17 protein-coding genes are annotated in these 25,551 nt (G+C 55.4%); 10 read left to right on the top strand and 7 right to left on the bottom strand.

Annotation, left to right across the window (positions count from 1 at the left end; all coding sequences use genetic code 11):
* The first annotated feature begins 61 nt into the window (after positions 1 to 61).
* The 3 genes from polB (at position 62) to rluA (ending at position 6,125) form a co-directional block, all read left to right on the top strand.
* On the top strand, positions 62 to 2,419 hold the full coding sequence (gene polB / locus FZF21_RS03495; protein WP_047737151.1) for a DNA polymerase II: 2,358 nt from the start codon (positions 62 to 64) through the stop codon (positions 2,417 to 2,419).
* Positions 2,420 to 2,546: 127 nt separating this feature from the next.
* Positions 2,547 to 5,453, top strand: coding sequence for an RNA polymerase-associated protein RapA (gene rapA / locus FZF21_RS03490; RefSeq protein WP_015572654.1), 2,907 nt, complete (start codon positions 2,547 to 2,549; stop codon positions 5,451 to 5,453).
* Between the two features lie 12 nt (positions 5,454 to 5,465).
* A complete protein-coding gene (rluA, locus tag FZF21_RS03485; protein ID WP_003856412.1) occupies positions 5,466 to 6,125 on the top strand; it encodes a bifunctional tRNA pseudouridine(32) synthase/23S rRNA pseudouridine(746) synthase RluA in 660 nt (219 codons plus the stop codon).
* 31 nt (positions 6,126 to 6,156) lie between these two features.
* Here rluA and djlA read toward each other — a convergent pair whose 3' ends face one another.
* Positions 6,157 to 6,972 carry a co-chaperone DjlA gene (gene djlA / locus FZF21_RS03480; protein ID WP_015572652.1) on the bottom strand — a complete coding sequence of 272 codons (816 nt, stop codon included), beginning with the start codon at positions 6,970 to 6,972 and terminating at the stop codon, positions 6,157 to 6,159.
* A gap of 239 nt (positions 6,973 to 7,211) precedes the next feature.
* Between djlA and lptD the strand changes: the two genes are divergently transcribed.
* Genes lptD through apaH form a run of 6 tightly spaced genes read left to right on the top strand, consistent with a single transcriptional unit; the run spans position 7,212 to position 13,941 of the window.
* The gene (gene lptD, locus FZF21_RS03475; protein WP_047737154.1) at positions 7,212 to 9,563 is read left to right on the top strand and encodes an LPS assembly protein LptD; all 2,352 of its coding nucleotides are present in this window, start codon (positions 7,212 to 7,214) and stop codon (positions 9,561 to 9,563) included.
* A gap of 53 nt (positions 9,564 to 9,616) precedes the next feature.
* The gene (gene surA, locus FZF21_RS03470) at positions 9,617 to 10,903 is read left to right on the top strand and encodes a peptidylprolyl isomerase SurA (protein ID WP_017383803.1); all 1,287 of its coding nucleotides are present in this window, start codon (positions 9,617 to 9,619) and stop codon (positions 10,901 to 10,903) included.
* Positions 10,903 to 11,889: a 4-hydroxythreonine-4-phosphate dehydrogenase PdxA gene (gene pdxA / locus FZF21_RS03465; RefSeq protein WP_047731003.1), complete on the top strand. Its 987-nt coding sequence runs from the start codon at positions 10,903 to 10,905 to the stop codon at positions 11,887 to 11,889. Before surA ends, pdxA begins: the two co-directional genes overlap by 1 nt.
* Complete coding sequence (rsmA, locus tag FZF21_RS03460; protein WP_003856423.1) at positions 11,886 to 12,707, top strand: 16S rRNA (adenine(1518)-N(6)/adenine(1519)-N(6))-dimethyltransferase RsmA; 822 nt, start codon at positions 11,886 to 11,888, stop codon at positions 12,705 to 12,707. Before pdxA ends, rsmA begins: the two co-directional genes overlap by 4 nt.
* A 3-nt stretch (positions 12,708 to 12,710) precedes the next feature.
* Entirely contained in the window at positions 12,711 to 13,088 is a 378-nt protein-coding gene (gene apaG / locus FZF21_RS03455) for a Co2+/Mg2+ efflux protein ApaG (RefSeq protein WP_003856425.1), read from the top strand.
* 4 nt (positions 13,089 to 13,092) lie between these two features.
* Positions 13,093 to 13,941 carry a bis(5'-nucleosyl)-tetraphosphatase (symmetrical) ApaH gene (apaH, locus tag FZF21_RS03450; RefSeq protein ID WP_015572649.1) on the top strand — a complete coding sequence of 283 codons (849 nt, stop codon included), beginning with the start codon at positions 13,093 to 13,095 and terminating at the stop codon, positions 13,939 to 13,941.
* Between the two features lie 39 nt (positions 13,942 to 13,980).
* Here the strand turns inward: apaH and folA are convergent, their stop codons facing one another.
* The 3 genes from folA to kefF all read right to left on the bottom strand — a co-directional run bounded on the left by folA (position 13,981) and on the right by kefF (position 16,963).
* Positions 13,981 to 14,460 (bottom strand): type 3 dihydrofolate reductase, encoded by a 480-nt coding sequence (gene folA, locus FZF21_RS03445; protein ID WP_003856431.1) that lies wholly within the window; start codon positions 14,458 to 14,460, stop codon positions 13,981 to 13,983.
* Between the two features lie 114 nt (positions 14,461 to 14,574).
* Positions 14,575 to 16,440 (bottom strand): glutathione-regulated potassium-efflux system protein KefC, encoded by a 1,866-nt coding sequence (kefC, locus tag FZF21_RS03440; RefSeq protein ID WP_015572648.1) that lies wholly within the window; start codon positions 16,438 to 16,440, stop codon positions 14,575 to 14,577.
* On the bottom strand, positions 16,433 to 16,963 hold the full coding sequence (kefF, locus tag FZF21_RS03435) for a glutathione-regulated potassium-efflux system oxidoreductase KefF (RefSeq protein ID WP_047737158.1): 531 nt from the start codon (positions 16,961 to 16,963) through the stop codon (positions 16,433 to 16,435). Before kefF ends, kefC begins: the two co-directional genes overlap by 8 nt.
* 371 nt (positions 16,964 to 17,334) lie before the next feature.
* Between kefF and FZF21_RS03430 the strand changes: the two genes are divergently transcribed.
* Positions 17,335 to 20,292: an autotransporter outer membrane beta-barrel domain-containing protein gene (locus FZF21_RS03430; protein WP_180240431.1), complete on the top strand. Its 2,958-nt coding sequence runs from the start codon at positions 17,335 to 17,337 to the stop codon at positions 20,290 to 20,292.
* A gap of 48 nt (positions 20,293 to 20,340) precedes the next feature.
* Here the strand turns inward: FZF21_RS03430 and FZF21_RS03425 are convergent, their stop codons facing one another.
* From FZF21_RS03425 to carA, 3 genes are all read right to left on the bottom strand, one after another.
* Positions 20,341 to 20,574 carry a YgdI/YgdR family lipoprotein gene (locus FZF21_RS03425; protein WP_003856439.1) on the bottom strand — a complete coding sequence of 78 codons (234 nt, stop codon included), beginning with the start codon at positions 20,572 to 20,574 and terminating at the stop codon, positions 20,341 to 20,343.
* 140 nt (positions 20,575 to 20,714) lie between these two features.
* Positions 20,715 to 23,939 carry a carbamoyl-phosphate synthase large subunit gene (gene carB / locus FZF21_RS03420; RefSeq protein WP_023295906.1) on the bottom strand — a complete coding sequence of 1,075 codons (3,225 nt, stop codon included), beginning with the start codon at positions 23,937 to 23,939 and terminating at the stop codon, positions 20,715 to 20,717.
* Positions 23,940 to 23,957: 18 nt separating this feature from the next.
* Entirely contained in the window at positions 23,958 to 25,106 is a 1,149-nt protein-coding gene (gene carA / locus FZF21_RS03415; protein ID WP_149121072.1) for a glutamine-hydrolyzing carbamoyl-phosphate synthase small subunit, read from the bottom strand.
* Positions 25,107 to 25,551: the final 445 nt, after the last annotated feature.

The raw sequence follows: 25,551 nt of genomic DNA, 5'->3' as shown, positions 1-25,551 counted from the left end.
CCCAGCAAACACCCCTCAACCAGGCTATAATCAGGCCTGGTTTGTTTTATGGGATAACGCCGTGACGCAGGCGCAAGAAGGCTTTTTACTGACCAGACACTGGCGGGATACCCCTCAGGGTACTGAGGTTGAATTCTGGCTGGCAACGGACAACGGCCCACTAAACGTTACGCTCCCGCCGCAGGAGTCCGTGGCCTTTATTCCTGAAGCTCACGTCGAGAAAGTGAAACAACTGCTGCGCGGCGAAAACAACTGGCGCCTTACGCCGCTTCAGCTGAAAGATTTCCACCGCCAGCCGGTTTACGGCCTCTACTGCCGCGCCCATCGCCAGTTGATGCGCTATGAAAAGCTGCTTCGTGAAGCAGGCGTGACGCTTTACGAGGCCGACATTCGCCCGCCTGAACGCTTTCTGATGGAGCGGTTTATCACCGCCCCCGTCTGGGTAGATGGCACCGCGCAAAACGGCAGGATCGTTAACGCGCGCCTGAAGCCTAATCCGCACTATCGCCCGCCGCTAAAGTGGGTGTCGCTGGATATTGAAACCACCCGCCACGGCGAACTGTACTGCATTGGCCTGGAAGGCTGTGGGCAGCGGGTTGTCTATATGCTCGGGCCGCCGAACGGCGATGCGTCCGCGCTGGATTTTAATCTGGAGTACGTCAACAGCCGCCCGCAACTGCTGGAGAAGCTTAACCGGTGGTTTGCCGAGCACGATCCGGATGTTCTGATCGGCTGGAACGTAGTGCAGTTTGACCTGCGCGTGCTGCAAAAACATGCCGAGCGTTACCGTATCCCGCTGATTCTGGGGCGTGGCAACAGCGAGCTGGAGTGGCGTGAGCACGGTTTTAAGAACGGCGTATTCTTTGCACAGGCTAACGGTCGCCTGATTATCGACGGTATCGAGGCGCTGAAATCCGCCTTCTGGAACTTCTCTTCCTTCTCGCTGGAAGCGGTCGCCCAGGCGCTGCTCGGCGAAGGTAAATCCATCGACAATCCCTGGGACCGAATGGACGAGATCGACCGGCGCTTTAACGAGGATAAACCGGCGCTCGCTACCTATAACCTGAAAGATTGCGAGCTGGTGACGCAGATCTTCCACAAAACCGAGATCATGCCGTTCCTGCTGGAACGCGCAACGGTGAACGGTCTCGCGGTCGACAGGCACGGCGGCTCGGTAGCGGCCTTCAGCCACCTCTATTTCCCGCGGATGCACCGGGCGGGCTATGTCGCCCCTAACCTCGGCGACGTGCCGCCGCAGGCCAGCCCCGGCGGTTACGTGATGGATTCACGGCCCGGACTGTATGACTCGGTGCTGGTGCTGGATTATAAAAGCCTGTACCCGTCAATTATCCGCACGTTTCTGATTGATCCGGTGGGGCTGGTGGAGGGGATGGCCCAGCCAGACGATGCGCACAGCACGGAAGGTTTTCTTGGGGCACGCTTCTCGCGCGAAAAACACTGCCTGCCCGAAATTGTGGGAAACATCTGGCACGGCCGCGACGAGGCCAAGCGCCACGGCAACAAGCCGCTCTCACAGGCGCTGAAAATCATTATGAACGCCTTTTACGGCGTGCTGGGTACCAGCGCCTGCCGCTTCTTTGATCCCCGTCTGGCGTCTTCCATCACCATGCGCGGGCACGACATTATGCGCCAGACCAAAGCGCTGATTGAATCCCGGGGCTATGACGTTATTTATGGCGATACCGACTCCACCTTTGTCTGGCTGAAAGCGGCCCATTCAGAAGACGACGCCGCGCGAATCGGCAAAGAACTGGTCGCCTACGTGAACGACTGGTGGCGCGAAAATTTGCAAAAAGAGCGGTTAACCAGCGCGTTAGAGCTGGAGTTTGAAACCCATTTTGCCCGCTTTTTAATGCCGACCATTCGCGGAACCGACCAGGGCAGCAAGAAGCGCTACGCCGGGCTGATTCAGGAAGGTGACACGCAGCGGATGGTCTTTAAAGGGCTGGAGACGGTGCGCACCGACTGGACGCCACTGGCGCAGCAGTTCCAGCAGACGCTCTACCTGCGGGTGTTTCGCAACGAGCCGTATCAGGACTACGTGCGCGACACCATCGCCAGCCTGATGGCGGGTGAACTGGATGACCAGCTGGTGTATCGCAAGCGCCTGCGCCGCCCGCTGGCCGAATATCAACGTAACGTTCCTCCCCACGTACGCGCCGCGCGGCTGGCGGATGAAGAGAATGTTCGCCGGGGCCGTGCGCCGCAGTATCAGAACCGGGGGACGATCAAATACGTCTGGACAACTAACGGCCCGGAACCCGTTGATTACCAGCAGTCTCCGCTCGATTACGATCACTACCTGACCCGCCAGCTTCAGCCGGTTGCGGAGGGAATTTTACCGTTCATCAATGACGACTTTGCTACACTAGTGACAGGACAACTTGGGCTATTTTGACGCGTGACGAAACCGTTGCCATCCAGTACCATAGCGCCCTTTCCATTCCCGGACCCATTTTTCGATGACCGTCTTTTTTGACGGGGTCGAACTATTGCCTGCAATTAAAGATTAGAGCCGAACAACTATGCCTTTTACACTTGGTCAACGCTGGATCAGCGATACAGAAAGCGAACTTGGATTAGGAACCGTCGTTGCCGTCGATGCGCGCATGGTTACCCTCCTTTTCCCTGCTACCGGTGAAAACCGCCTGTACGCTCGCAATGACTCCCCTGTTACCCGCGTAATGTTCAATCCGGGCGACACCGTGACCAGCCACGAAGGCTGGCAGCTGAAGGTTGAAGACGTAAAAGAAGAGAATGGACTGCTCGCCTACATTGGAACGCGTCTTGATACCGACGAGACGAATGTTATCCTGCGTGAAGTGCTGCTCGACAGCAAACTGGTTTTCAGCAAGCCGCAGGACCGTCTGTTTGCCGGGCAAATCGACCGAATGGATCGCTTCTCCCTGCGCTACCGCGCGCGTAAGTTCCAGAGTGAACAGTACCGCATGCCGTGGAGCGGCCTGCGCGGCCAGCGTACCAGCCTTATTCCCCATCAGCTGAATATCGCCCATGACGTGGGCCGTCGCCATGCGCCTCGCGTGCTGCTGGCTGACGAAGTGGGCCTGGGTAAAACCATCGAAGCAGGCATGATCCTGCACCAGCAGCTGCTCTCTGGCGCTGCCGAGCGCGTGCTGATTGTGGTGCCGGAAACGCTGCAACACCAGTGGCTGGTCGAGATGCTGCGCCGCTTTAACCTGCGCTTCTCCCTGTTCGACGACGAGCGCTATGCCGAAGCCCAGCACGACGCGGACAACCCGTTTGAAACCGAACAGCTGGTGATCTGCTCCCTGGACTTCGTACGCCGCAGCAAGCAGCGCCTGGAGCACCTGTGCGACGCAGAATGGGATCTGATGGTCGTCGACGAAGCGCACCACCTCGTCTGGAGCGAAGATGCGCCAAGCCGTGAATACATGGCGATTGAGCAGCTTGCCGAGCGCGTACCGGGCGTTCTGCTTCTGACCGCCACCCCGGAGCAGCTGGGTCTTGAGAGCCACTTCGCCCGTCTGCGCCTGCTCGATCCGAACCGATTCCACGATTTTGAGCAGTTTGTTGAAGAGCAGAAAAACTACCGTCCGGTGGCGGACGCCGTCGCGCTGCTGCTGGCCGGTAATCGTCTCTCTAATGATGAACTTAACACCCTCAGCGATCTGATCGGCGAGCAGGATATTGAGCCGCTGCTTCAGGCCGCGAACAGCGACAGCGATAATGCGGGATCTGCGCGTAAAGAGCTGATCGACATGCTGATGGACCGTCACGGCACCAGCCGCGTGCTGTTCCGCAACACCCGTAACGGCGTGAAAGGCTTCCCGAAACGCGAGCTGCACACCATCAAACTGCCGCTGCCGACCCAGTACCAGACGGCGATTAAAGTCTCCGGCATTATGGGCACCCGTAAATCAGCGGAAGATCGCGCGCGCGATATGCTCTACCCGGAGCAAATTTATCAGGAATTTGAAGGCGACACTGGCACCTGGTGGAACTTCGATCCGCGCGTGGAGTGGTTAATGGGTTATCTGACCGCGCACCGTTCCCGGAAGGTGCTGGTGATCTGCGCCAAGGCAGCCACCGCCCTGCAACTTGAACAAGTGCTGCGCGAGCGCGAAGGTATTCGCGCCGCCGTGTTCCATGAAGGCATGTCTATTATCGAGCGCGACCGCGCTGCGGCGTGGTTTAGTGAAGAGGACAGCGGCGCGCAGGTTCTGCTGTGCTCCGAAATCGGTTCTGAAGGCCGTAACTTCCAGTTCGCCAGCAATCTGGTGATGTTCGATCTGCCGTTTAACCCGGATCTGCTGGAGCAGCGAATCGGCCGTCTGGATCGTATCGGTCAGGCGCACGATATTCAGATCCACGTTCCGTATCTGGAGAAAACCGCCCAGTCCGTTCTGGTTCGCTGGTACCACGAAGGCCTGGATGCGTTTGAACATACCTGCCCGACGGGCCGCACCATTTATGACCAGGTGCATAGCGATCTGATCGGTTACCTCGCGGCGCCGGAAAACACCGAGGGCTTTGATGAGCTGATCAAATCCTGTCGAGAGAAGCACGACGCGCTGAAAGCTCAGCTGGAGCAGGGTCGCGATCGCCTGCTGGAGATCCACTCCAACGGCGGTGAAAAAGCGCAGCAGCTGGCCGAAAGTATCGAAGAACAGGACGATGACACCAGCCTGATCAGCTTCTCCATGAACCTGTTCGACATCGTCGGCATTAACCAGGACGATCGCGGCGAGAACATGATCGTGCTGACCCCGTCCGATCATATGCTGGTGCCGGATTTCCCGGGCCTGCCGGAAGACGGCTGCACCATCACCTTTGAGCGTGATGTGGCGCTTTCCCGCGAAGATGCACAGTTCATCACCTGGGAGCACCCGCTGATCCGCAACGGTCTGGATCTGATCCTCTCCGGCGATACCGGCAGCAGCACCATCTCCCTGTTGAAGAACAAAGCCTTGCCTGTGGGCACGCTGCTGGTGGAGCTGATCTACGTTGTGGAAGCGCAGGCGCCGAAACAGCTTCAGCTTAACCGCTTCCTGCCGCCAACTCCGGTGCGTCTGCTGCTGGATAAAAACGGTACGAACCTGGCCGGCCAGGTGGAGTTTGAAAGCTTCAACCGTCAGCTGAGCGCGGTGAACCGCCATACCGGCAGTAAGCTGGTGAATGCGGTGCAGCAGGACGTGCATGCCATTCTGCAACTGGGTGAAGCCCAGGCCGAAAAAGCGGCCAGAGTGCTGATCGATGCGGCGCGTAGCGAAGCCGATGAGAAGCTTTCTGCCGAGCTGTCGCGTCTGGAAGCGTTGAAAGCAGTGAACCCTAACATTCGTGACGATGAGCTGGCCGCCATTGAGAGCAACCGCCAGCAGGTGCTGGAAAGCCTGAATCAGGCGGGATGGCGTCTCGACGCCCTGCGTCTTATCGTTGTGACGCATCAGTAAGCGGAGCGCAAGATGGTAATGGAGCCCTACAATCCCCCGATGGATCCGTGGCTGGTCATTCTGTATCAGGACGAGCATATTATGGTGGTTAACAAGCCGAGCGGCTTGTTATCCGTGCCGGGGCGTCTGGAAGAGCATAAAGACAGCGTGATGACGCGTATCCAGCGTGATTATCCCCAGGCCGAGTCGGTCCATCGTCTGGATATGGCGACCAGCGGCGTGATTGTGGTGGCTCTGAATAAAGCGGCAGAACGCGAGCTGAAGCGTCAGTTCCGCGAGCGCGAGCCGAAGAAACAGTATGTCGCGCGCGTCTGGGGCCATCCGGCGCAGGCGGAAGGGCTGGTGGATTTACCGCTGATTTGCGACTGGCCGAACCGGCCAAAGCAGAAGGTGTGTTACGAAACCGGCAAGGCCGCGCAAACCGAGTATGAAGTGCTGGAGTACGCGCCGGATAACACCGCGCGCGTCCTGCTGAAGCCGATTACCGGGCGCTCCCACCAGTTGCGTGTGCATATGCTTGCGATGGGTCACCCCATTCTGGGGGACAGATTCTATGCGCCGCCGGAAGCGCTGGCGTTAGCGCCGCGCCTGCAACTGCATGCGCAGACGCTCACCATCACCCACCCTGCTTTCGGCAACGCCATGACGTTCAAAGCCCCGGTGGACTTCTGAAAAAATGGCCCGACACTGTCGGGCCATTTTTTTATTTAAAACCTTTCTGCTCTTTAATTAGCTCGTAGGCTTTCTGGATTTCCTGCGCTTTCTGTTTCGCCATCTCCATCATCTCTGGCGGCAGGCCTTTCGCCACCAGCTTATCCGGATGGTGCTCGCTCATCAGCTTACGATAGGCGCGTTTGATGGTCGTAACATCGTCAGACGGCTTCACGCCGAGGACGTTACAGGCATCTTCAAGCGTAGGGCCACGCTGCGCCTGCTGCCAGCCGCCGCCGGACGATTGCTGCTGATAACCGCCGCCAAAGTGCGCGCCGCCCTGCATCATGCGCAGGAACTGATCGAACTGCATGCGGGAAATGCCCAACTCTTCAGCAATCACATACAGGACGTCCCGTTCATTCGGATGCAGAGAGCCATCCGCGAAGGCGGCCTGGATTTGAATTTCCAGAAACATCCGAATTAAATCAAAACGCCCGAAACAGATGCTACGGAACTGCCGCATTTTTTCACGCAGCGGGTAGTGATCTGATTTACCAATCCGGAACGCATTCTGCGCCGCGATGCGGGATTCGCCGTGCAGATTCATGCGATCCATAAAGACGCTGGCCACCTGAATATCGGCTTCCGTTACGCGTCCTTTTGATTTGGTTAAGTGCCCCATCACCTCGAAGGTGGTGGAGAAAAAGAGTGACTGGCGCTCGCGCTGGTTGGCAAACCAGGCCATTTTGCGGCTGCGTGCTTTATCAAACATATGGCCGATAATGAGGCCAAGAACGACACCCCAGAATCCGGCACCCATAATAATTGCGAACGCAACGCCGATTATTTTACCCCAATACTGCATATACTCCCCGAATGGTCATGTTCCTGGCCGACGCAACGCCATCATTACAGTGGTCGCGCCACGGTCAATTGAGGGACATCGCCTATAATTTGCATTATCATACTCGTCATTCGATAGCGAGCCTAACACTCTGGCGCGCAAACGGGCAGGATTAACGCTGGTACTGCGCTGATGAGTAAGATAGTCTCTGAGCGTTTGTAAGCCGTAGCCACTGATGACGGAACAATAAAATACAACGTATGAAAAAACGTATCCCCACCCTTCTGGCCACAATGATTGGCACCGCCCTGTATAGCCAACAGGGGCTCGCAGCCGATCTCGCCTCGCAGTGTATGCTTGGCGTCCCAAGTTACAATCGCCCACTGGTGAAAGGCGATACGAATGACTTACCCGTCACCATTAATGCCGACAGCGCAAAAGGTAATTATCCTGACAATGCGACCTTTACGGGCAATGTCGATATTAACCAGGGAAACAGTCGCCTGCTTGCTGACGAAGTGCAATTGCACCAGAAGCAACCGGAAGGTGCTCAGGCGCCTGTCCGTACGGTGGATGCGCTGGGTAATGTGCACTATGACGACAATCAGGTCATCCTGAAAGGTCCGAAAGCCTGGTCGAATCTGAATACCAAAGACACCAACGTCTGGGAAGGTGATTACCAGATGGTCGGTCGTCAGGGGCGCGGTACCGCGGACCTGATGAAACAGCGCGGCGAAAACCGCTACACCATTCTCGAAAACGGCACGTTTACCTCCTGTTTGCCAGGGTCAAATACCTGGAGCGTTGTGGGCAGTGAAGTGATCCACGACCGTGAAGAACAGGTTGCAGAGATCTGGAACGCCCGTTTTAAACTCGGCCCGGTGCCCATTTTCTATAGCCCTTACCTGCAACTGCCTGTGGGTGACAAACGTCGTTCAGGTTTCCTGATCCCGAACGCCAAGTACAGCACGTCGAACTACTTTGAGTTCTACCTGCCGTACTACTGGAACATTGCGCCCAACATGGACGCCACGATCACGCCGCACTATATCCATAAGCGCGGTAACATCATGTGGGAGAACGAATTCCGCTATCTGACCAAGGCGGGCGCGGGTCTGATGGAATTTGATTATCTGCCATCAGATAAGGTGTTCCAGGACGAGCATCCGAGCGAAGGTGATAAGCACCGCTGGATGTACTACTGGAAGCACGCCGGGGTATTGGATCAGGTGTGGCGCTTCAACATCGACTACACCAAAGTCAGCGATCCGTATTACTTCAACGACTTTGATTCTAAATACGGCTCCAGTACCGACGGTTACGCCACGCAGAAATTCAGCGTGGGCTACGCCATTGAGAACTTTGACGCGACGGTGTCGACCAAACAGTTCCAGGTATTTGATACGCAAACAAACAGCACCTACGGCGCAGAGCCGCAGCTGGACGTTAACTGGTACCAGAACGATGTGGGTCCTTTCGACACGCGCGTTTACGCGCAGGCGGTCCATTTCGTCAACACCAACTCGGATATGCCGGAAGCTACGCGTCTGCATATCGAGCCGACGATCAACCTGCCGTGGTCAAACGACTGGGCGAGCCTGAATACCGAAGCTAAGCTGATGGCCACCCACTACCAGCAGAAAAATCTGGACTGGTATAACAAACGCTATGGCACCGATCTTGAAGAGTCGGTAAACCGTACGCTTCCGCAATTCAAAATGGACGGGAAGCTGATCTTCGAACGTGATATGGGCCTTCTCGCCGATGGATACACCCAGACGCTTGAGCCGCGTATGCAGTATCTGTATGTGCCTTATCGCGATCAGAGCAAAATTCAAAACTACGACTCTTCCTTCCTGCAATCAGACTACAGCGGCCTGTTCCGTGACCGTACCTACGGCGGGCTTGACCGTATTGCGTCTGCTAACCAGTTAACGACTGGCGTCACAACGCGCGTATATGATGATGCTGCCGTTGAACGTTTTAACGTTTCTGTTGGTCAAATCTACTATTTCACCGAGTCTCGTACCGGTGATGACGACATTAACTGGGAGAAAGACAACAAAACGGGCTCACTGGTATGGGCGGGCGACACCTACTGGCGCATGACGGATCGTTGGGGTCTGCGCGGTGGTGTTCAGTACGATACACGACTGGACAATATCGCGACGGGCAGCGCAGCCATCGAATACCGTCGTGATGAAGACCGCATGTTGCAGTTGACGTACCGTTACGCCAGCCCGGAGTATATCCAGGCGACGCTGCCAAACTATGCGAATACAGACCAATACAAAGACGGTATTTCACAGGTGGGTACCGCCGCGAGCTGGCCGATCGCCGATCGTTGGTCAGTCGTCGGGGCCTACTACTATGACACGAATGCCCAAAAACCTGCTGACCAGATGCTGGGTCTGCAATACAACTCCTGCTGTTACGCAATACGTGTCGGTTACGAACGCAAACTTAACGGCTGGGATACGCAAAACAGTCAGGGCAAATATGATAACGTGATCGGCTTTAATATCGAGTTGCGCGGCCTGAGTTCTAACTACGGTCTGGGCACGCAGCAGATGCTGCGCTCGAACATTCTGCCGTATCGTAGTTCATTGTAATGTGCTTGATTTACAACGTAATCCGCTTTGCGGTTAATTGAAATGGAAAAAGTATGAAGAACTGGAAAACGCTGCTACTCGGTGTCGCTATGGTTGCGAATACCAGCTTCGCGGCCCCACAGGTTGTCGATAAAGTCGCGGCTGTGGTTAACAACGGCGTCGTGCTTGAAAGTGACGTTGACGGTTTGATGAAATCTGTAAAGCTCAACTCGGGCGAAGCAGGTCAACAGCTTCCGGATGACGCTACGCTGCGCCACCAGATCCTGGAGCGTCTGATCATGGATCAGATTGTTCTTCAGATGGGCCAGAAAATGGGCGTGACGATCTCTGACGAGCAGCTCGATCAGGCGATCGCCAACATTGCAAAGCAGAACAACATTACCCCGGATCAGATGCGTAGCCGCCTGGCCTATGACGGCATCAGCTATGCCACCTACCGTAATCAGATCCGTAAAGAGATGCTGATTTCAGAAGTGCGTAACAATGAAGTCCGTCGCCGCGTCACCATCCTGCCTCAGGAAGTGGATGCCCTGGCAAAACAGGTGGGGAATCAGAATGATGCCAGCACTGAGCTTAACCTGAGCCACATCCTGATCCCACTGCCGGAAAACCCAACTTCCGATCAGGCGGCTGAGGCGGAAAGCCAGGCGCGCGCTATCGTTGAGCAGGCGCGTAATGGCGATGACTTCGGCAAGCTGGCGATCACCTATTCCGCTGACCAGCAGGCGCTGAAAGGCGGCCAGATGGGCTGGGGCCGTATTCAGGAGCTGCCATCCCTGTTTGCCCAGGCGCTGAGCACGGCGAAGAAAGGCGACATCGTCGGTCCAATCCGTTCCGGTGTGGGCTTCCACATTCTGAAAGTGAACGACCTGCGCGGCCAGAGCCAGAACATTTCGGTTACCGAAGTGCATGCGCGTCATATCCTGCTTAAGCCGTCTCCGATCATGACTGACGATCAGGCTCGTGCGAAGCTGGAACAGATCGCGGCAGACATCAAGAGCGGTAAAACCACCTTCGATAAAGCGGCAAAAGAGTTCTCTCAGGATCCTGGCTCTGCAAACCAGGGCGGTGACCTGGGTTGGGCGGCAGCGGATATTTACGATCCGGCTTTCCGCGATGCGTTAATGAAGCTGAATAAAGGCCAGATGAGCGCGCCGGTACACTCCTCCTTCGGCTGGCATCTGATCCAGCTGATGGACACGCGCAACGTGGATAAAACCGACGCGGCGCAGAAAGACCGTGCGTATCGCATGCTGTTTAACCGTAAGTTCTCTGAAGAAGCCGCAACCTGGATGCAGGAACAACGCGCCAGCGCTTACGTGAAAGTGTTGAGCAACTGATGATACCGCATCGTGTTGTGATCACCCCCGGCGAACCCGCCGGGATTGGGCCTGACCTTGTGGTTCAGCTCGCCCAGCGCAGCTGGCCGGTAGAGTTGGTTGTCTGCGCAGATGCAACACTGTTACAAGACCGGGCAGCCTTGCTCGGTCTGCCTTTAACGCTCCTCCCTTACGTTGAAGGCCAACAGCCCGCACCGCAGCAGGCGGGTACTCTCACCCTGCTTTCTGTTCCGCTCCGTGCGCCTGTTGTCCCCGGTGAGTTACACACTGAAAACGGCCACTACGTCGTCGAGACGCTGGCGCGCGCCTGTGACGGTTGCCTTCAGGGCGAATTTGCCGCCCTGATCACCGGTCCGGTGCATAAAGGCGTGATCAATGACGCGGGCATTCCGTTTACCGGGCATACCGAATTTTTCGAAGAGCGTGCGCACAGCCCGAAAGTGGTGATGATGCTGGCAACCGAAGCAATGCGCGTTGCGCTGGTAACAACGCACCTGCCGATCAAAGCCATTCCGGATGCCATTACGCCTGAACTCCTGCGTGAGATCATCGGCATTTTGCATCACGATCTGCAAACCAAATTCGGCATTCCGCAGCCGCATGTGCTGGTTTGCGGCCTGAATCCGCACGCGGGTGAGGGCGGACATATGGGCACCGAAGAGATCGACATCATCATTCCGGTGCTTGAGGAGATGCGGGCGAAGGGGATGAACCTCAGCGGGCCTCTGCCTGCCGACACCCTTTTCCAGCCCAAATACCTGGATAATGCCGACGCCGTACTCGCGATGTACCACGATCAGGGTCTGCCCGTGCTAAAATACCAGGGCTTTGGCCGCGGGGTGAATATCACCCTCGGTTTACCCTTTATTCGAACGTCCGTTGACCACGGTACTGCGCTGGATCTGGCAGGCCAGGGAAAAGCGGATGTCGGCAGTTTTATTACGGCGCTTAATCTCGCCATCAAAATGATTGTTAATACTCAATGACTAATCGAGTCCATCAGGGCCACTTAGCCCGTAAACGCTTCGGGCAAAACTTCCTCAACGATCAGTTTGTGATCGACAGTATCGTTTCTGCCATTAATCCGCAGAAAGGTCAGGCCATGGTCGAAATCGGCCCGGGTCTTGCCGCGCTGACCGAGCCGGTAGGCGAACGCCTCGACGAACTGACCGTTATCGAACTCGACCGCGATCTGGCCGCGCGTCTGCAAACGCACCCGTTCCTCGGGCCGAAGCTGACGATTTATCAGCAGGATGCGATGACCATGAACTTTGGCGAACTGTCAGAAAAAATGGGACAGCCGCTGCGCGTGTTCGGTAACCTGCCGTACAACATCTCCACCCCGCTGATGTTCCATCTGTTTAGCTATACTGATGCCATTGCCGACATGCACTTCATGTTGCAAAAAGAGGTCGTTAACCGTCTGGTTGCAGGGCCGAACAGTAAAGCGTATGGTCGTTTAAGCGTGATGGCGCAATATTACTGCAACGTGATCCCGGTATTAGAAGTACCGCCTTCCGCATTCACGCCACCGCCAAAGGTAGATTCTGCGGTTGTGCGCCTGGTGCCACATAAAACGATGCCGTACCCGGTCAAAGACCTGCGCGTGCTGAGCCGTATCACGACAGAAGCCTTTAACCAGCGCCGTAAAACGATTCGTAACAGCCTTGGCAATCTGTTTACCGTTGACGTATTAGCTGAGCTGGGCATCGACCCGGCAATGCGTGCGGAAAATATTTCCGTAGAGCAGTACTGCAAGCTGGCTAATTACATCAGCGACAATGCGCCGCCGAAGGAGAGCTAAGCCATGATTGATTCGCCCCGCGTCTGTGTTCAGGTTCAAAGCGTCTACATTGAGTCCCAATCCACACCGGATGAAGAACGTTTTGTCTTTGCTTATACCGTAACCATTCGCAATCTGGGGCGGATGCCTGTGCAACTGCTCGGGCGCTACTGGCTTATCACCAACGGCAATGGCCGTGAAATTGAAGTCCAGGGCGAAGGCGTGGTCGGTGAACAACCCCATATCGCCCCTGGCGAAGAGTATCAGTACACCAGCGGCGCGGTCATTGAAACGCCGCTGGGTACCATGCAGGGCCATTATGAAATGGTCGATGCCGACGGCAATGCTTTCCGCATTGCTATTCCCGTATTCCGTCTCGCCGTACCTACACTTATTCATTAATCTAATGTCTACATATCTGATTGGCGACGTTCACGGTTGCTACGATGAACTGATCGCATTATTAAAACAGGTCGACTTCACCCCCGGGCAGGACACGCTCTGGCTGACGGGCGACTTAGTGGCGCGCGGTCCCGGTTCCCTGGACGTCCTCCGCTATGTCAAATCGCTGGGTGACAGCGTGCGCATGGTGCTGGGCAACCACGATCTGCATCTGCTGGCCGTATACGCCGGGATCAGCCGTAATAAGCCGAAAGATCGCATTACCCCCCTGCTGGAAGCACCGGATGCCGATGAGTTGCTCAACTGGCTGCGTCGCCAGCCGCTGCTACAGATTGACGAAGAGAAAAAACTGGTGATGGCGCATGCCGGCATCACGCCTCAGTGGGATCTTGAGACGGCAAAAACCTGCGCGCGCGACGCCGAAGCGGTGCTGGCGAGCGACTCCTACCCGTTCTTCCTTGATGCGATGTACGGCGACATGCCAAATAACTGGAGTGATGACCTCAGCGGCCTGGCACGACTGCGTTTTATCACCAATGCTTTTACGCGGATGCGCTACTGCTTCCCGAACGGGCAACTGGATATGTATTGCAAAGATACGCCTGAAAATGCCCCTGCGCCGCTTAAGCCATGGTTTGCGATTCCGGGCCCCGTGACAAACGAATACAGTGTGGTATTTGGACACTGGGCATCGCTGGAAGGAAAAGGCACCCCGGAAAATATCTATGCGCTGGATACCGGATGCTGCTGGGGCGGGGATTTAACCTGCTTACGCTGGGAAGATAAAACTTACTTTGTGCAGCCATCCAACCGACAGCTGGACTTAGGCGAGGGTGAGGCAGTCGCCTCCTGAAGATGTTTATCCTCTCCCTTCGGGGAGAGGATAAAACCGTTAACGACGTTCCAGAATTTCGAAGCAGTAGCTGTGTGAGTTCTGCGCATCCGCATCGTGAAACTCACTGAATACGGACTCCCACTCGTCCGGATCGTAATCCGGGAAATGGGTATCCCCTTCCACTTCCGCATCAATGTGCGTCAGATACAGTTTCTGCGCTTTAGGCAGGAACTGCTCATACACACGCCCCCCGCCGATCACCATGATCTCTTCGGCATCGCCGCAGGCGGCAATGGCTTCATCAACGGACTTAACCCACTGAACGCGATCGTCAGTGCCCGGCTGGCTACTGATCACAATATTCTTACGACCCGGCAGTGGACGACCAATCGACTCCCAGGTCAGGCGGCCCATCACTACCGGCTTGTTTAACGTAGTACGTTTAAACCATGCGAGATCGGCAGGCAGGTTCCACGGCATGGCGTTTTCCATGCCGATAACGCGGTCTACCGCCAGCGCTGCAATCAGACTGATCATTGAAAATTTCCCGGATGCAAAAAATTGCCGCCACTATACGGAAAGCTTAATCTTTCGTCGACTGGCGGCAGGGTAAAGAATTAGAAATTTTTTAATATTGCTGGCAACTCCACTTCACGCAGAGGGTTTACTCTCCGGTTCATCCGCAGGATCACCAGTATGCTTGCCCTCTTCCGTTCCTTGCCAGCCGTGGCGCTGAACCAGCGACAGATGATTACGATCCTCGTTGATGATCTCCGTCAGCATGGTGCTGGTGCGTTTAAACACCGCAGCGCGTTCGGTTGCCGTACTGCTCGCCATCGCCACCATCTCTTCCACCATCTCATGATTAAAACGGCGGAACAGATCGGCACGCTCACGCGCTTCATACGCACCAAGCCCCAGGCTTTCCAGCGCCATGCGGCCAGATTTAAGCGCCCCTTCGAAGGTTTCGCGTTCAGGGGCTGCCACACCCGCCTGACGCAGCTGGATGTAGTGATCCACATCGCGCGCACGGGAGATAATGGTCAGATGCGGAAAATGCTCTTTAACCAGCTCAACCATCTGCATACTGGTCTCTGGATCGTCAATGGCATTAATCAACACCTCGGCTTTCGCCGCCCCGGCGGATTCCAGCAGATCAACTCGGGTCGCATCACCGTAAAACACTTTCATATCGAATTTACGCAGCGTATCGACATGGTCAGGATCGTGATCGAGGATAACCATTTTGACTCCGCTGGAGAGCAGTAAACGGCCAGTAATCTGCCCGAAGCGGCCAAATCCGGCGATGATCACCCGCGGCTGCTCCTCGTCGATCTCATCGGCTTCTCGCTCCTGTTCGCTTCCCGTTTTCTCCAGACGCGTCAGCAGCACCAGCAGGATCGGCGTTGCGGCCATCGACAGCGCAACCGCCAGCGTCAGCGCTTTTGCCCATTCCGGATCAAGTACATTTGCCATCTGCGCTGCGCCAAAGACAACGAAAGCAAACTCACTCCCCTGCCCCAGCAGCACGGCAAACCAGCGGCGTTGCGGTTTTGGCACATTTAACGGGCGGGCAATCAGCCACAGCATCGCCATTTTAATGACCAGGAAACCCACCAGCAGAATGATGATGCGCAGCGGATGGGTTACCAGCGTCCCGAAGTCGATAGACATCCCGACGCCGATGAAAAACAGCCCCAGCAGCAATCCTTTAAACGGCTCGATATCGCTTTCCAGCGCGTGACGGTATTCGGAGCTTGCCAGTAAGACTCCCGCGAGGAAGGCGCCCATTGCCATCGACAGCCCGGCCTCTTCCAGCAGCAATCCAAAACCAAACACCAGGAATAACGCAACGGCGCTGAATACTTCGCGCAGGCCAGAGCGAGCAACAAAGCGCAGCAGCGGACGCGTTACGTAGCGACCAAGCAGAACAACCAGCGCCAGCGCACCGGCAACCTTCAGCGCTGATAAGGCAAATGCCCCCAGCGTCGTTGATGCGCCGCTGGTTGCCAGCAGCGGGATCATCGCCACCAGCGGGATGGCGGCAATATCCTGGAACAACAGTACGGAGAAGGTGCTGCGCCCCATTTGCGACACCGTCAGATTACGCTCGTTCATTGCCTGCATGGCAATCGCCGTCGAGGAGAGCGCCAGCGTCATGCCGATCAGCTCTGCGACTTTCCACTCCATCCCCAGCAGAATGCAGAACCCGCCCAACAGCAGACCGCAGGCCAGCATTTGCAGGGCGCCTCCGCCAAACACCGAGGCGCGCAGTTTCCACAGCCGCTGCGGATCCAGCTCCAGACCAATCACAAACAGCATCAGCACCACGCCGATCTCCGCAAAATGCAGGATCGACTCGGCATCCGTCACCAGCCGAAAGCCCCAGGGGCCAATCACACACCCGGCAATCAGATAGCCGAGCACCGAGCCCAGCCCCAGACGAACCGCCACGGGCACAATTAATGCCGCCGCGCCGAGGTAAATCAGCGCCTGTATCAGCGTATGGCTATCCATTGTGCGCCTCCTGCCACTCAAGTAAGCGTTGTTTGTAGTGACGAGCCTGCGCCTGCAAGGTTTCATCGTCGCAGACAAAGGTACAGTGCATCGCAAAAGGCGGAAGCCAGTTCAGACCGCAGTATAGGGCAGTAGCCTGGAGCGGCTGCGCCAGCACGTCAAATCCGGGGAAGGCGCCAATCTCAAAGTGGCTTTCCCCCCCGCCGGTGGTAACAGCCCACATCAGGCTTTTGCCCTGAAGCGCGTTGCCGTTGTGCCCATATGCCCAACCGTGGGAGAAAACTTTGTCGATCCACAATTTCAGCAGCGGAGGCGTGCTGTACCACTGCATCGGATGCTGCCAGACGATCAGATCGGCACGGGAGAGCGCCTCCTGTTCGGCGGCGACATCGATATTAAAATCAGGGTAGAGTTGATAGAGGGAACGTATCTCTACGTTTTCGAGCGTCCTTGCCTGCTCAAGCATCCGCTTATTCGCATGCGAGTGCTGCGGATAGGGGTGCGCATAAATTATCAGAATCATGTATATGCCCGTCTTTTACTTTTCTTGTAGCAATGAGTGTAGACAGTTACCACCCCGACTTAAAGGGGTCATCTTACGCTTCAAAGTAAATCGCAAGTATTGGCAATCATCACCACCTTAACAGCGATTACGGCGCTAAAGAAAGAAAACGACGCGTACGACAAATTCATGCCGCAAAATAATAGTAACAACTCATATTGCCAACAGATATTTTTAGAGGACCTTAAGTCATTCTTTAATAAAACAGTCTGTACATAACCCATTGAAAAAATAATAATTTTACGCTCTTTGTTTTGAGCTCATTATTTAGGCGGTCGATATACGTTTCACACACGTGTCGAATATTCCTTCTCACTCAAATGGATGTGTACATGAGCAACAAACCCTCCCAATTAAATAATACAACCAAAACTCTGGGAAAGATATTTCCTGCCTTGTTGATATGCACCCCTGCGGTTGCGTTTTCTGCAACGATTGACCAATCAACTTCTGTTCCTCAAGATTTCTCAGCCGATGCTGAATATGTTATTAATAAAGACGTGACGATATCTTCCGCAGATAGTGAAGCGGCGGTATCTGTCACTGGGTTTACTATCAATAATATCACTAACGAAGGGAATATTTCCGGTAGGGAAACTGGCCTGGATATAAATACTGCCGCGCAACGTGTTGTGGTGAATAACGAGGAAGGTGCCGCCATCACATCGAAATCGGCTACAGCTATTAGTATTGAATCAATGCAAGGTGAAATTAGCAACCGTGGGAATATAACCGCTTTTGAGGATGGTATATTCGTTAGTGAAAACTCATCGGCTGTAAGTATTTCAAATAGCACAACCGGAGTTATTAAAGGTAAAACTGGCCTGAACGCACTTGCAGGCGTTGCCATTAATAATGCGGGTACGATCACTGGTACAGCGAATGATGGAATCGCTCTGAGCGAGGGTAACACTAAGGTCATAAATACTGGTAACGTGCAGGGTGCGCAATACGGTTTTAATGTAACGAATAATGCAAAAGTAGATATCACGAATAGCGGAACGATTAGTGGTGATACAGCCGCTGTTATGTTTGCCAGCAATAAAAATAACACCCTGGTGCTTGATACGGGTTCCACTCTTATCGGTGACGTTATTTCCACCAATTCCACGGGAAACACTCTCACCCTGATCGGCACCGGTACGGAAGACAGTAACTTTGTGGGTCTGAACGAAGGCGACGGTTTTGCCAGTATAAAAATGATGGGCGAAAATTGGGCGCTGTCGGGCGATCTCGATATTATTGGCTCTGGCGATTCCTTGCTGATAGACACGGGCGCGTTAACCCTGTCAGGCGCGGTATCGAATACCGGTAATACACGGGTGGCCAAAGATGCTTCGTTGCAACTGGGCGATGGCGAAAAAACCGCGACCCTCAGCGGTGGGCTCACCAACAACGGTACCGTCATTTTTAACCAGGGAAGCGATTTCACTTTCGCCACCGACATGACCGGTAGCGGTAACGTCGAAAAAGTTGATTCCAACACCCTGACCCTGACGGGCAAAAATAGCTATACAGGGGATACGGTTCTGCACGGCGGCACCACGCTGGTCTCCACTGGCGCAACGCTCGGCGTCAAGGGCAGTAACGCCACCGTTACCGTTGAAAATGGCGCGACCTTTGCCACCGCAGGCGAAGTGAACAACAACATCGCGGTTCTTAGCGGCGGTACGCTGGCGGCGTGGAATGCAGTCCAGGGTAACTCCACGCTCAGCGCTTCCGGCGTCGATACCATCAACGGCAACGTGACTAATGGCGGCACGCTGTTACTCAGTGCGGCTAATAATAGCGTTGGCAATAATTTTACGATTAATGGCGACTACACCGGCTCTGACGGTAGCCAGATCGTGATGAACAGCACCCTGGGTGAAGATAATTCACCAACTGATCACCTCACTATTACGGGCAGCAGCTTCGGTCAGTCCGGCATCAGCATCACCAACATTGGCGGCGCAGGCGCGCAAACCATTAACGGTATGGAAATTGTCAGCATCGGCGGCAGTTCCGAAGCCCAACTGACGCTGGCAAAACCGGTCGTTGCAGGCGCCTGGGAATATAGCCTCTACCAGCACAGTGACGGCAACTGGTATCTGGAATCAAAGGCGACGCCTTCTGATGAGCCTTCCGATGACACCGATGACGGTGGCAATACTGATGATGGCGGTAATACCGATGATGGTGGTAATACCGATGATGGTGGCAACACCGATAACGGCGGCAGCACCGACAACGGCGGCAACACCGATGATGGTGGCAACACCGACAACGGCGGCAACACCGATAACGGCGGTAGCACCGACAACGGCGGCAGCACCGATAATGGCGGCAACACTGACAACGGCGGTAGTAATACGCCGGAAGTCATGGCACCTGAAGTGGGTGCTTACTTAGGTAACTACCTTGCCGCACAGGGCATGTTCCTGCATAAGCGTGACGATCGCGACCAGATCACCTTCCGCAATGAAGACGACCTGAACACCTGGATGTACGTTAAGGGTCGCTATCACGAGAACGATGCGGGTGGCGATAAAGTCAGCTACGACACCACCACCACCGTACTGCAAGTCGGCAGCGATTTCATGAGCAAGCCAATGGATAACGGTATCCTGCGTGCTGGCGGGATGTTCGGTGCAGGCCAGGCGAAGACCCACTCTGATGCGAAGCACAACGTACGTGACGCACAGGGTAAGGTTGATGGCTTCAATGTTGGGCTGTACGCCACCTGGCAGGAAGATCAGAAATTACGTCTGGGCAGCTACGTTGATACCTGGGCCGCTTACAGCTGGTACAACAACAACGTCACCAGCAATCGCAACGATGAAGACTACGATAGTGAAGGTTTCGCCGCGTCTGTTGAAGTCGGCCACGCGTGGATAATCCAGTCTGAAAATGAACGCACCTGGAAGATCGAGCCGCAGGCGCAGGTGATCTACAGCTATCTCGATCAGGAAAATCATACCGATCGCGACGGCGTACGCGTCACTACCCTGGACAATGACAGCGTCTTTGGTCGTCTCGGCGTTAAAGCAAGCTACTTCCAGCAGAAGGACGTCAAGGCCTGGCAGCCGTACGTTGCGGTTAACTGGTTGAAAGGTGCTGGTCAAAACGATCTGGCATTCAACGACGAGACCGTCAGCAACGATACGCCGGAAGATCGTGGTCAGTTAGAGTTGGGCTTAACCGGCAACCTGAACGAAACCACGACGATCTCCCTGCGTGCCAGCGGCGAGTGGGGTGAAAACAGCTATGCCGCCTACGGCGGTCATATTTTGTTAAACCATCGCTGGTAATCGATCATCCTGAAGCAAAAAAGCAGTGGCATGTGCCACTGCTTTTTTTTAGTTATCCAGCTCGCCCATTGATTTAACCTGGTCACGGTTAATCTGTTCAGTTTGACCGGTTTCGGCGTTTTTGTACGATACCAGACCGGTATCGTCATCCACCTGCGGTTTCCCGTCAGTAACAATCGTTTTGCCATCGGTGGTTTTTACGGCCTGATTGGACGAACAGCCCGCCACGGTGAACATTGCGGTGGCAGCCAGAACGGAAGCGATCAGTAGTTTATTTTGCATGGTGTATTCCCCTGCTCTCAGTTGAATTTTCGTTATCGACCTAACTATTTTAGGCTAACTGACTGAAAGCGGATGAAAAACCAGAAGGTTCTTAAGATGGGAAAATTGCCCGGTAACCGGATGGCACCGGGCAATGTGTGTTACTTGCTAATCTGAGCGTGCATTTCCTGTACCGAAATCACCTTCTCGGTGGCATCCGCATTCAGCGCCATGGCCGTCGCGAAACCGCCGTTCAGGGTGGTGTCGTAATGCACTTTGTACTGGAGCGCGCTGCGGCGAATCAGCTTGGAGTCTTCAATCGCCTGGCGACCTGCGGTGGTATTAATGATGTAGGTGTACTCGCCATTCTTAATGCGGTCCTGAATGTGCGGACGACCTTCATGCACTTTGTTCACCAGACGCGGGTTGATACCCGCTTCACCCAACACAATCGCCGTACCGTGAGTGGCGTCCAGCTCGAAGCCCTGTTTCAGCAGCTTGGCAGCCAGGTCAACCACGCGCTCTTTATCGCCTTCGCGAACGGAGAGCAGCGCACGACCAGATTTTCTCATGGTGGAGCTACTGCCCAGCTGCGCTTTCGCAAACGCTTCTGCGAAGGTACGGCCAACGCCCATCACTTCCCCGGTAGAGCGCATCTCTGGCCCTAACAGCGGGTCAACGCCCGGGAATTTGTTGAACGGCAGTACCACCTCTTTCACCGAGTAGTACGGCGGGATAATTTCTTTCGTGACACCCTGCTGAGCCAGCGTCTGGCCAGCCATCACGCGCGCCGCCACTTTCGCCAGCGGAATACCGGTCGCTTTGGAGACGAACGGTACGGTACGCGCCGCACGCGGGTTGACTTCAATCAGATAGACTTCGTTGTCTTTTACCGCGAACTGAACGTTCATCAGGCCGCGAACCTGGAGCTCGAAGGCCAGCTTCTGCACCTGCTGGCGCATCACGTCCTGAATCTCCTGGCTCAGGGTGTACGCTGGCAGAGAACAGGCGGAGTCACCGGAGTGCACGCCCGCCTGCTCGATGTGCTCCATGATGCCGCCAATCAGCACCCTTTCGCCGTCGCAGATGGCATCCACGTCGACTTCAACCGCGTCGTCGAGGAAGCGGTCGAGCAGCACTGGCGCATCGTTGGAAACGCTCACCGCCGTCTGGAAGTAGCGACGCAGGTCCGCTTCGTCGTAGACGATTTCCATCGCGCGGCCGCCCAGTACGTAGGATGGACGCACCACCAGCGGGTAGCCGATCTCTTTCGCTTTCTCAACGGCCATTTCAATTGCGGTCACGGTGGCGTTCGCCGGCTGTTTCAGTTTGAGACGGTCAACCGCCTGCTGGAAACGCTCGCGGTCTTCCGCACGGTCAATCGCATCCGGGCTGGTGCCGATAACCGGCACACCTGCTGCTTCCAGCGCGCGCGCCAGCTTCAGCGGAGTCTGGCCGCCGTACTGCACGATCACGCCTTTTGGCTTCTCGATGCGCACGATTTCCAGCACGTCTTCCAGGGTGACCGGCTCGAAGTAGAGGCGGTCGGAAGTGTCGTAGTCGGTCGAGACGGTTTCCGGGTTACAGTTGACCATAATGGTCTCGTAACCGTCTTCGCGCAGCGCCAGTGAGGCGTGTACGCAGCAGTAGTCAAACTCGATGCCCTGGCCGATACGGTTTGGACCGCCGCCCAGCACCATAATCTTGTCGCGGTCGACGGACGGGTTCGCTTCGCACTCCTCTTCATAGGTGGAGTACATGTATGCGGTATCGGTCGAGAATTCAGCCGCACAGGTGTCCACGCGCTTGTAGACCGGGTGCAGGTCGTACTGGTCGCGCAGCTTGCGGATTTCCGCTTCACGCACGCCCGCCAGCTTAGCCAGACGCGCATCGGCGAAGCCTTTACGCTTCAGCATGCGCAGGAAGTCTGCGTCCAGGCCGTTGATGCCCAGCTCCGCCACTTTCTCTTCCAGACGCACCAGCTCTTCAATCTGCACCAGGAACCAGCGGTCAATGTTAGTCAGGTTAAATACGCCGTCGACGGACAGGCCCGCGCGGAAGGCATCGGCAATGTACCAGATACGCTCTGCGCCCGCGTCTTTCAGCTCGCGGCGGATTTTGGTCAGCGCTTCCGGGTCGTCCAGGCTGACTTTCGGGTCAAAGCCGGTCGCGCCCACTTCCAGGCCGCGCAGCGCTTTTTGCAGGGATTCCTGCTGCGTGCGGCCAATCGCCATGACTTCACCAACGGATTTCATCTGGGTAGTCAGACGGTCGTTGGCACCGACGAATTTCTCGAAGTTAAAGCGTGGAATTTTGGTCACAACGTAGTCGATGGACGGTTCGAAGGACGCTGGCGTGCGGCCACCGGTGATATCGTTCATCAGCTCGTCAAGGGTGTAACCCACCGCCAGTTTCGCCGCCACTTTCGCAATCGGGAAGCCGGTGGCTTTGGAGGCCAGTGCGGAGGAACGGGACACGCGCGGGTTCATTTCGATAACAATCAGACGGCCGGTTTTCGGGTTCACCGAGAACTGCACGTTAGAGCCGCCGGTTTCCACGCCGATTTCACGTAGTACCGCCATCGAGGCGTTACGCATGATTTGGTACTCTTTGTCGGTCAGCGTCTGAGCTGGCGCAACGGTGATGGAGTCGCCGGTGTGGATCCCCATCGCGTCGAAGTTTTCGATGGAGCAGACGATGATGCAGTTGTCGTTTTTATCACGCACCACTTCCATCTCGTACTCTTTCCAGCCAATCAGCGATTCATCAATCAGCAGCTCTTTGGTTGGGGAGAGATCCAGGCCGCGCTCGCAAATTTCTTCAAACTCTTCGCGGTTGTAGGCAATACCGCCGCCGGTGCCGCCCATGGTGAAGGAAGGACGGATGATGCACGGATAACCCACTTCAGCCGCAACGGCCAGCGCTTCTTCCATATTGTGCGCGATACCGGAACGTGCGGTATCAAGGCCAATTTTTTTCATGGCCACGTCGAAGCGGCGACGGTCTTCTGCTTTATCAATCGCGTCGGCGGTCGCACCGATCATGGTCACGCCGAACTCTTCCAGCACGCCCTGACGCTCCAGCTCCAGCGCACAGTTCAGCGCCGTCTGGCCGCCCATGGTCGGCAGCACCGCGTCCGGACGCTCTTTCTCGATAATTTTGCGTACCACTTCCCAGTGAATCGGTTCGATGTAGGTCGCATCCGCCATTTCCGGGTCGGTCATGATGGTGGCCGGGTTAGAGTTTACCAGGATGACACGGTAACCCTCTTCACGCAGGGCTTTACACGCCTGCGCGCCGGAGTAGTCGAATTCGCAGGCCTGGCCGATGACAATCGGGCCAGCGCCAAGGATCAGGATGCTTTTTATGTCTGTACGTTTTGGCATGGTCTTCTCAGCTCCTGATTATTTAGCGGTCTTACGGTATTGCTCGATAAGTTCGATGAAGTGATCGAACAGCGGCGCGGCATCGTGTGGGCCCGGGCTGGCTTCAGGGTGGCCCTGGAAGCTGAACGCAGGCTTATCGGTGCGATGGATACCCTGCAAGGTACCATCGAACAGTGACTTATGCGTCACGCGCAGGTTAGACGGCATCGTCGCTTCATCCACAGCGAAGCCGTGGTTCTGCGCGGTGATCATCACCGTGTTGTTGTCGATATCTTTCACCGGGTGGTTACCACCGTGGTGGCCGAACTTCATCTTGACGGTGTTCGCTCCGCTCGCCAGCGCCAGCAGCTGATGGCCGAGACAGATGCCGAATACTGGGATGTCGGTTTCAAGGAAGGACTTGATGGCGTCGATAGCGTAGTCGCACGGCGCCGGGTCGCCAGGACCGTTAGAGAGGAAGATGCCGTCCGGGTTCATCTTCAGAACATCTTCAGCAGAGGTTTTCGCCGGAACCACCGTCAGGCGGCAGCCACGGTCAACCAGCATACGCAGGATGTTGCGCTTGGCGCCAAAATCGTAGGCCACCACGTGGAAAGGCAGCTCGCTTTCCGGTTTCGCTTCCGGCAGGCCGCCTTCCAGCGTCCAGCTTCCCTGCGTCCAGCTGTAGGCTTCAGCGGTGGTCACTTCTTTCGCCAGGTCCATACCGTTCAGTCCCGGGAAGGCTTTCGCTTTTTCCAGCGCCAGCGTCGCATCGAGGTTATCCCCTGCGATGATACAACCGTTTTGTGCACCCTTCTCGCGCAGCAGACGCGTCAGCTTACGGGTATCGATATCGGCAATCGCCACAATGTTGTGGCGCTTCAGGTAAGAAGAGAGGTCTTCGGTGTTGCGGAAGTTGCTGGCAATCAGCGGCAGGTCGCGAATGACCAGGCCTTGCGCATGTACCTGAGAGGATTCTTCGTCAGCCGCATTGGTGCCGACATTGCCGATATGAGGATAAGTAAGAGTAACGATTTGGCGAGAATAGGAAGGATCAGTGAGGATTTCTTGATAACCGGTCATTGAAGTATTGAAAACGACTTCCCCAACCGCCGAACCCGTTGCCCCTATGGCCCGACCGATAAACTGGGTTCCGTCTTCCAGAACCAATAGCGCTGACTTAATCAAAACACCCTCCAGAGAATATTCACTCACTTTATTTGCATATTAATTCATAACCATGTCATGGATCAATGCAAATGTGTTGCCAGCGGATTTTTGGCAAACGGCGGCATTCTGGGGATTTGCCATGTAAAAGTCAACTTAAAACGGGAGTTTTGTATATTCTTTTGCAAGCCTGGCGGTCTGAACTCAGATTAAGCGGCAAAAAGATCAACTAAATCACTGTGGAAACCGCTTGCGTATGCAGTTTAATAGAAAGGAACGTCTTGCAGGAATAAAAAGTGGACCAAATGGTCAAAATTTACAGTTCAGCAACAGAAATTATCGAGAAAACACTTACTTTAAATCAGTTAGACACAATAAATACCACAAATAGACAAAATAAAAGGGCAATAAAATATTGCCCTATGCAATCAAGTAATTACGACTGCAATAACCACATCACGATGGG

Source organism: Enterobacter sp. LU1, from assembly GCF_008271405.2.
GTDB lineage: Bacteria > Pseudomonadota > Gammaproteobacteria > Enterobacterales > Enterobacteriaceae > Enterobacter > Enterobacter hormaechei_C.
The sequence above is the reverse complement of the archived record's forward strand: the minus strand, read 5'-3'. Positions and strand labels throughout refer to the sequence as shown.

Coding starts and splice junctions, on each gene's coding strand:
- rsmA (WP_003856423.1), top strand. CDS start 11,886: ATGACTAATCGAGTCCATCAGGGCCACTTAGCCCGTAAACGCTTCGGG.
- folA (WP_003856431.1), bottom strand. CDS start 14,460: ATGATCAGTCTGATTGCAGCGCTGGCGGTAGACCGCGTTATCGGCATG.
- kefC (WP_015572648.1), bottom strand. CDS start 16,440: ATGGATAGCCATACGCTGATACAGGCGCTGATTTACCTCGGCGCGGCG.
- apaH (WP_015572649.1), top strand. CDS start 13,093: ATGTCTACATATCTGATTGGCGACGTTCACGGTTGCTACGATGAACTG.
- rluA (WP_003856412.1), top strand. CDS start 5,466: ATGGTAATGGAGCCCTACAATCCCCCGATGGATCCGTGGCTGGTCATT.
- kefF (WP_047737158.1), bottom strand. CDS start 16,963: ATGATTCTGATAATTTATGCGCACCCCTATCCGCAGCACTCGCATGCG.
- carB (WP_023295906.1), bottom strand. CDS start 23,939: ATGCCAAAACGTACAGACATAAAAAGCATCCTGATCCTTGGCGCTGGC.
- pdxA (WP_047731003.1), top strand. CDS start 10,903: ATGATACCGCATCGTGTTGTGATCACCCCCGGCGAACCCGCCGGGATT.
- surA (WP_017383803.1), top strand. CDS start 9,617: ATGAAGAACTGGAAAACGCTGCTACTCGGTGTCGCTATGGTTGCGAAT.
- FZF21_RS03425 (WP_003856439.1), bottom strand. CDS start 20,574: ATGCAAAATAAACTACTGATCGCTTCCGTTCTGGCTGCCACCGCAATG.
- FZF21_RS03430 (WP_180240431.1), top strand. CDS start 17,335: ATGAGCAACAAACCCTCCCAATTAAATAATACAACCAAAACTCTGGGA.
- djlA (WP_015572652.1), bottom strand. CDS start 6,972: ATGCAGTATTGGGGTAAAATAATCGGCGTTGCGTTCGCAATTATTATG.
- apaG (WP_003856425.1), top strand. CDS start 12,711: ATGATTGATTCGCCCCGCGTCTGTGTTCAGGTTCAAAGCGTCTACATT.
- lptD (WP_047737154.1), top strand. CDS start 7,212: ATGAAAAAACGTATCCCCACCCTTCTGGCCACAATGATTGGCACCGCC.
- rapA (WP_015572654.1), top strand. CDS start 2,547: ATGCCTTTTACACTTGGTCAACGCTGGATCAGCGATACAGAAAGCGAA.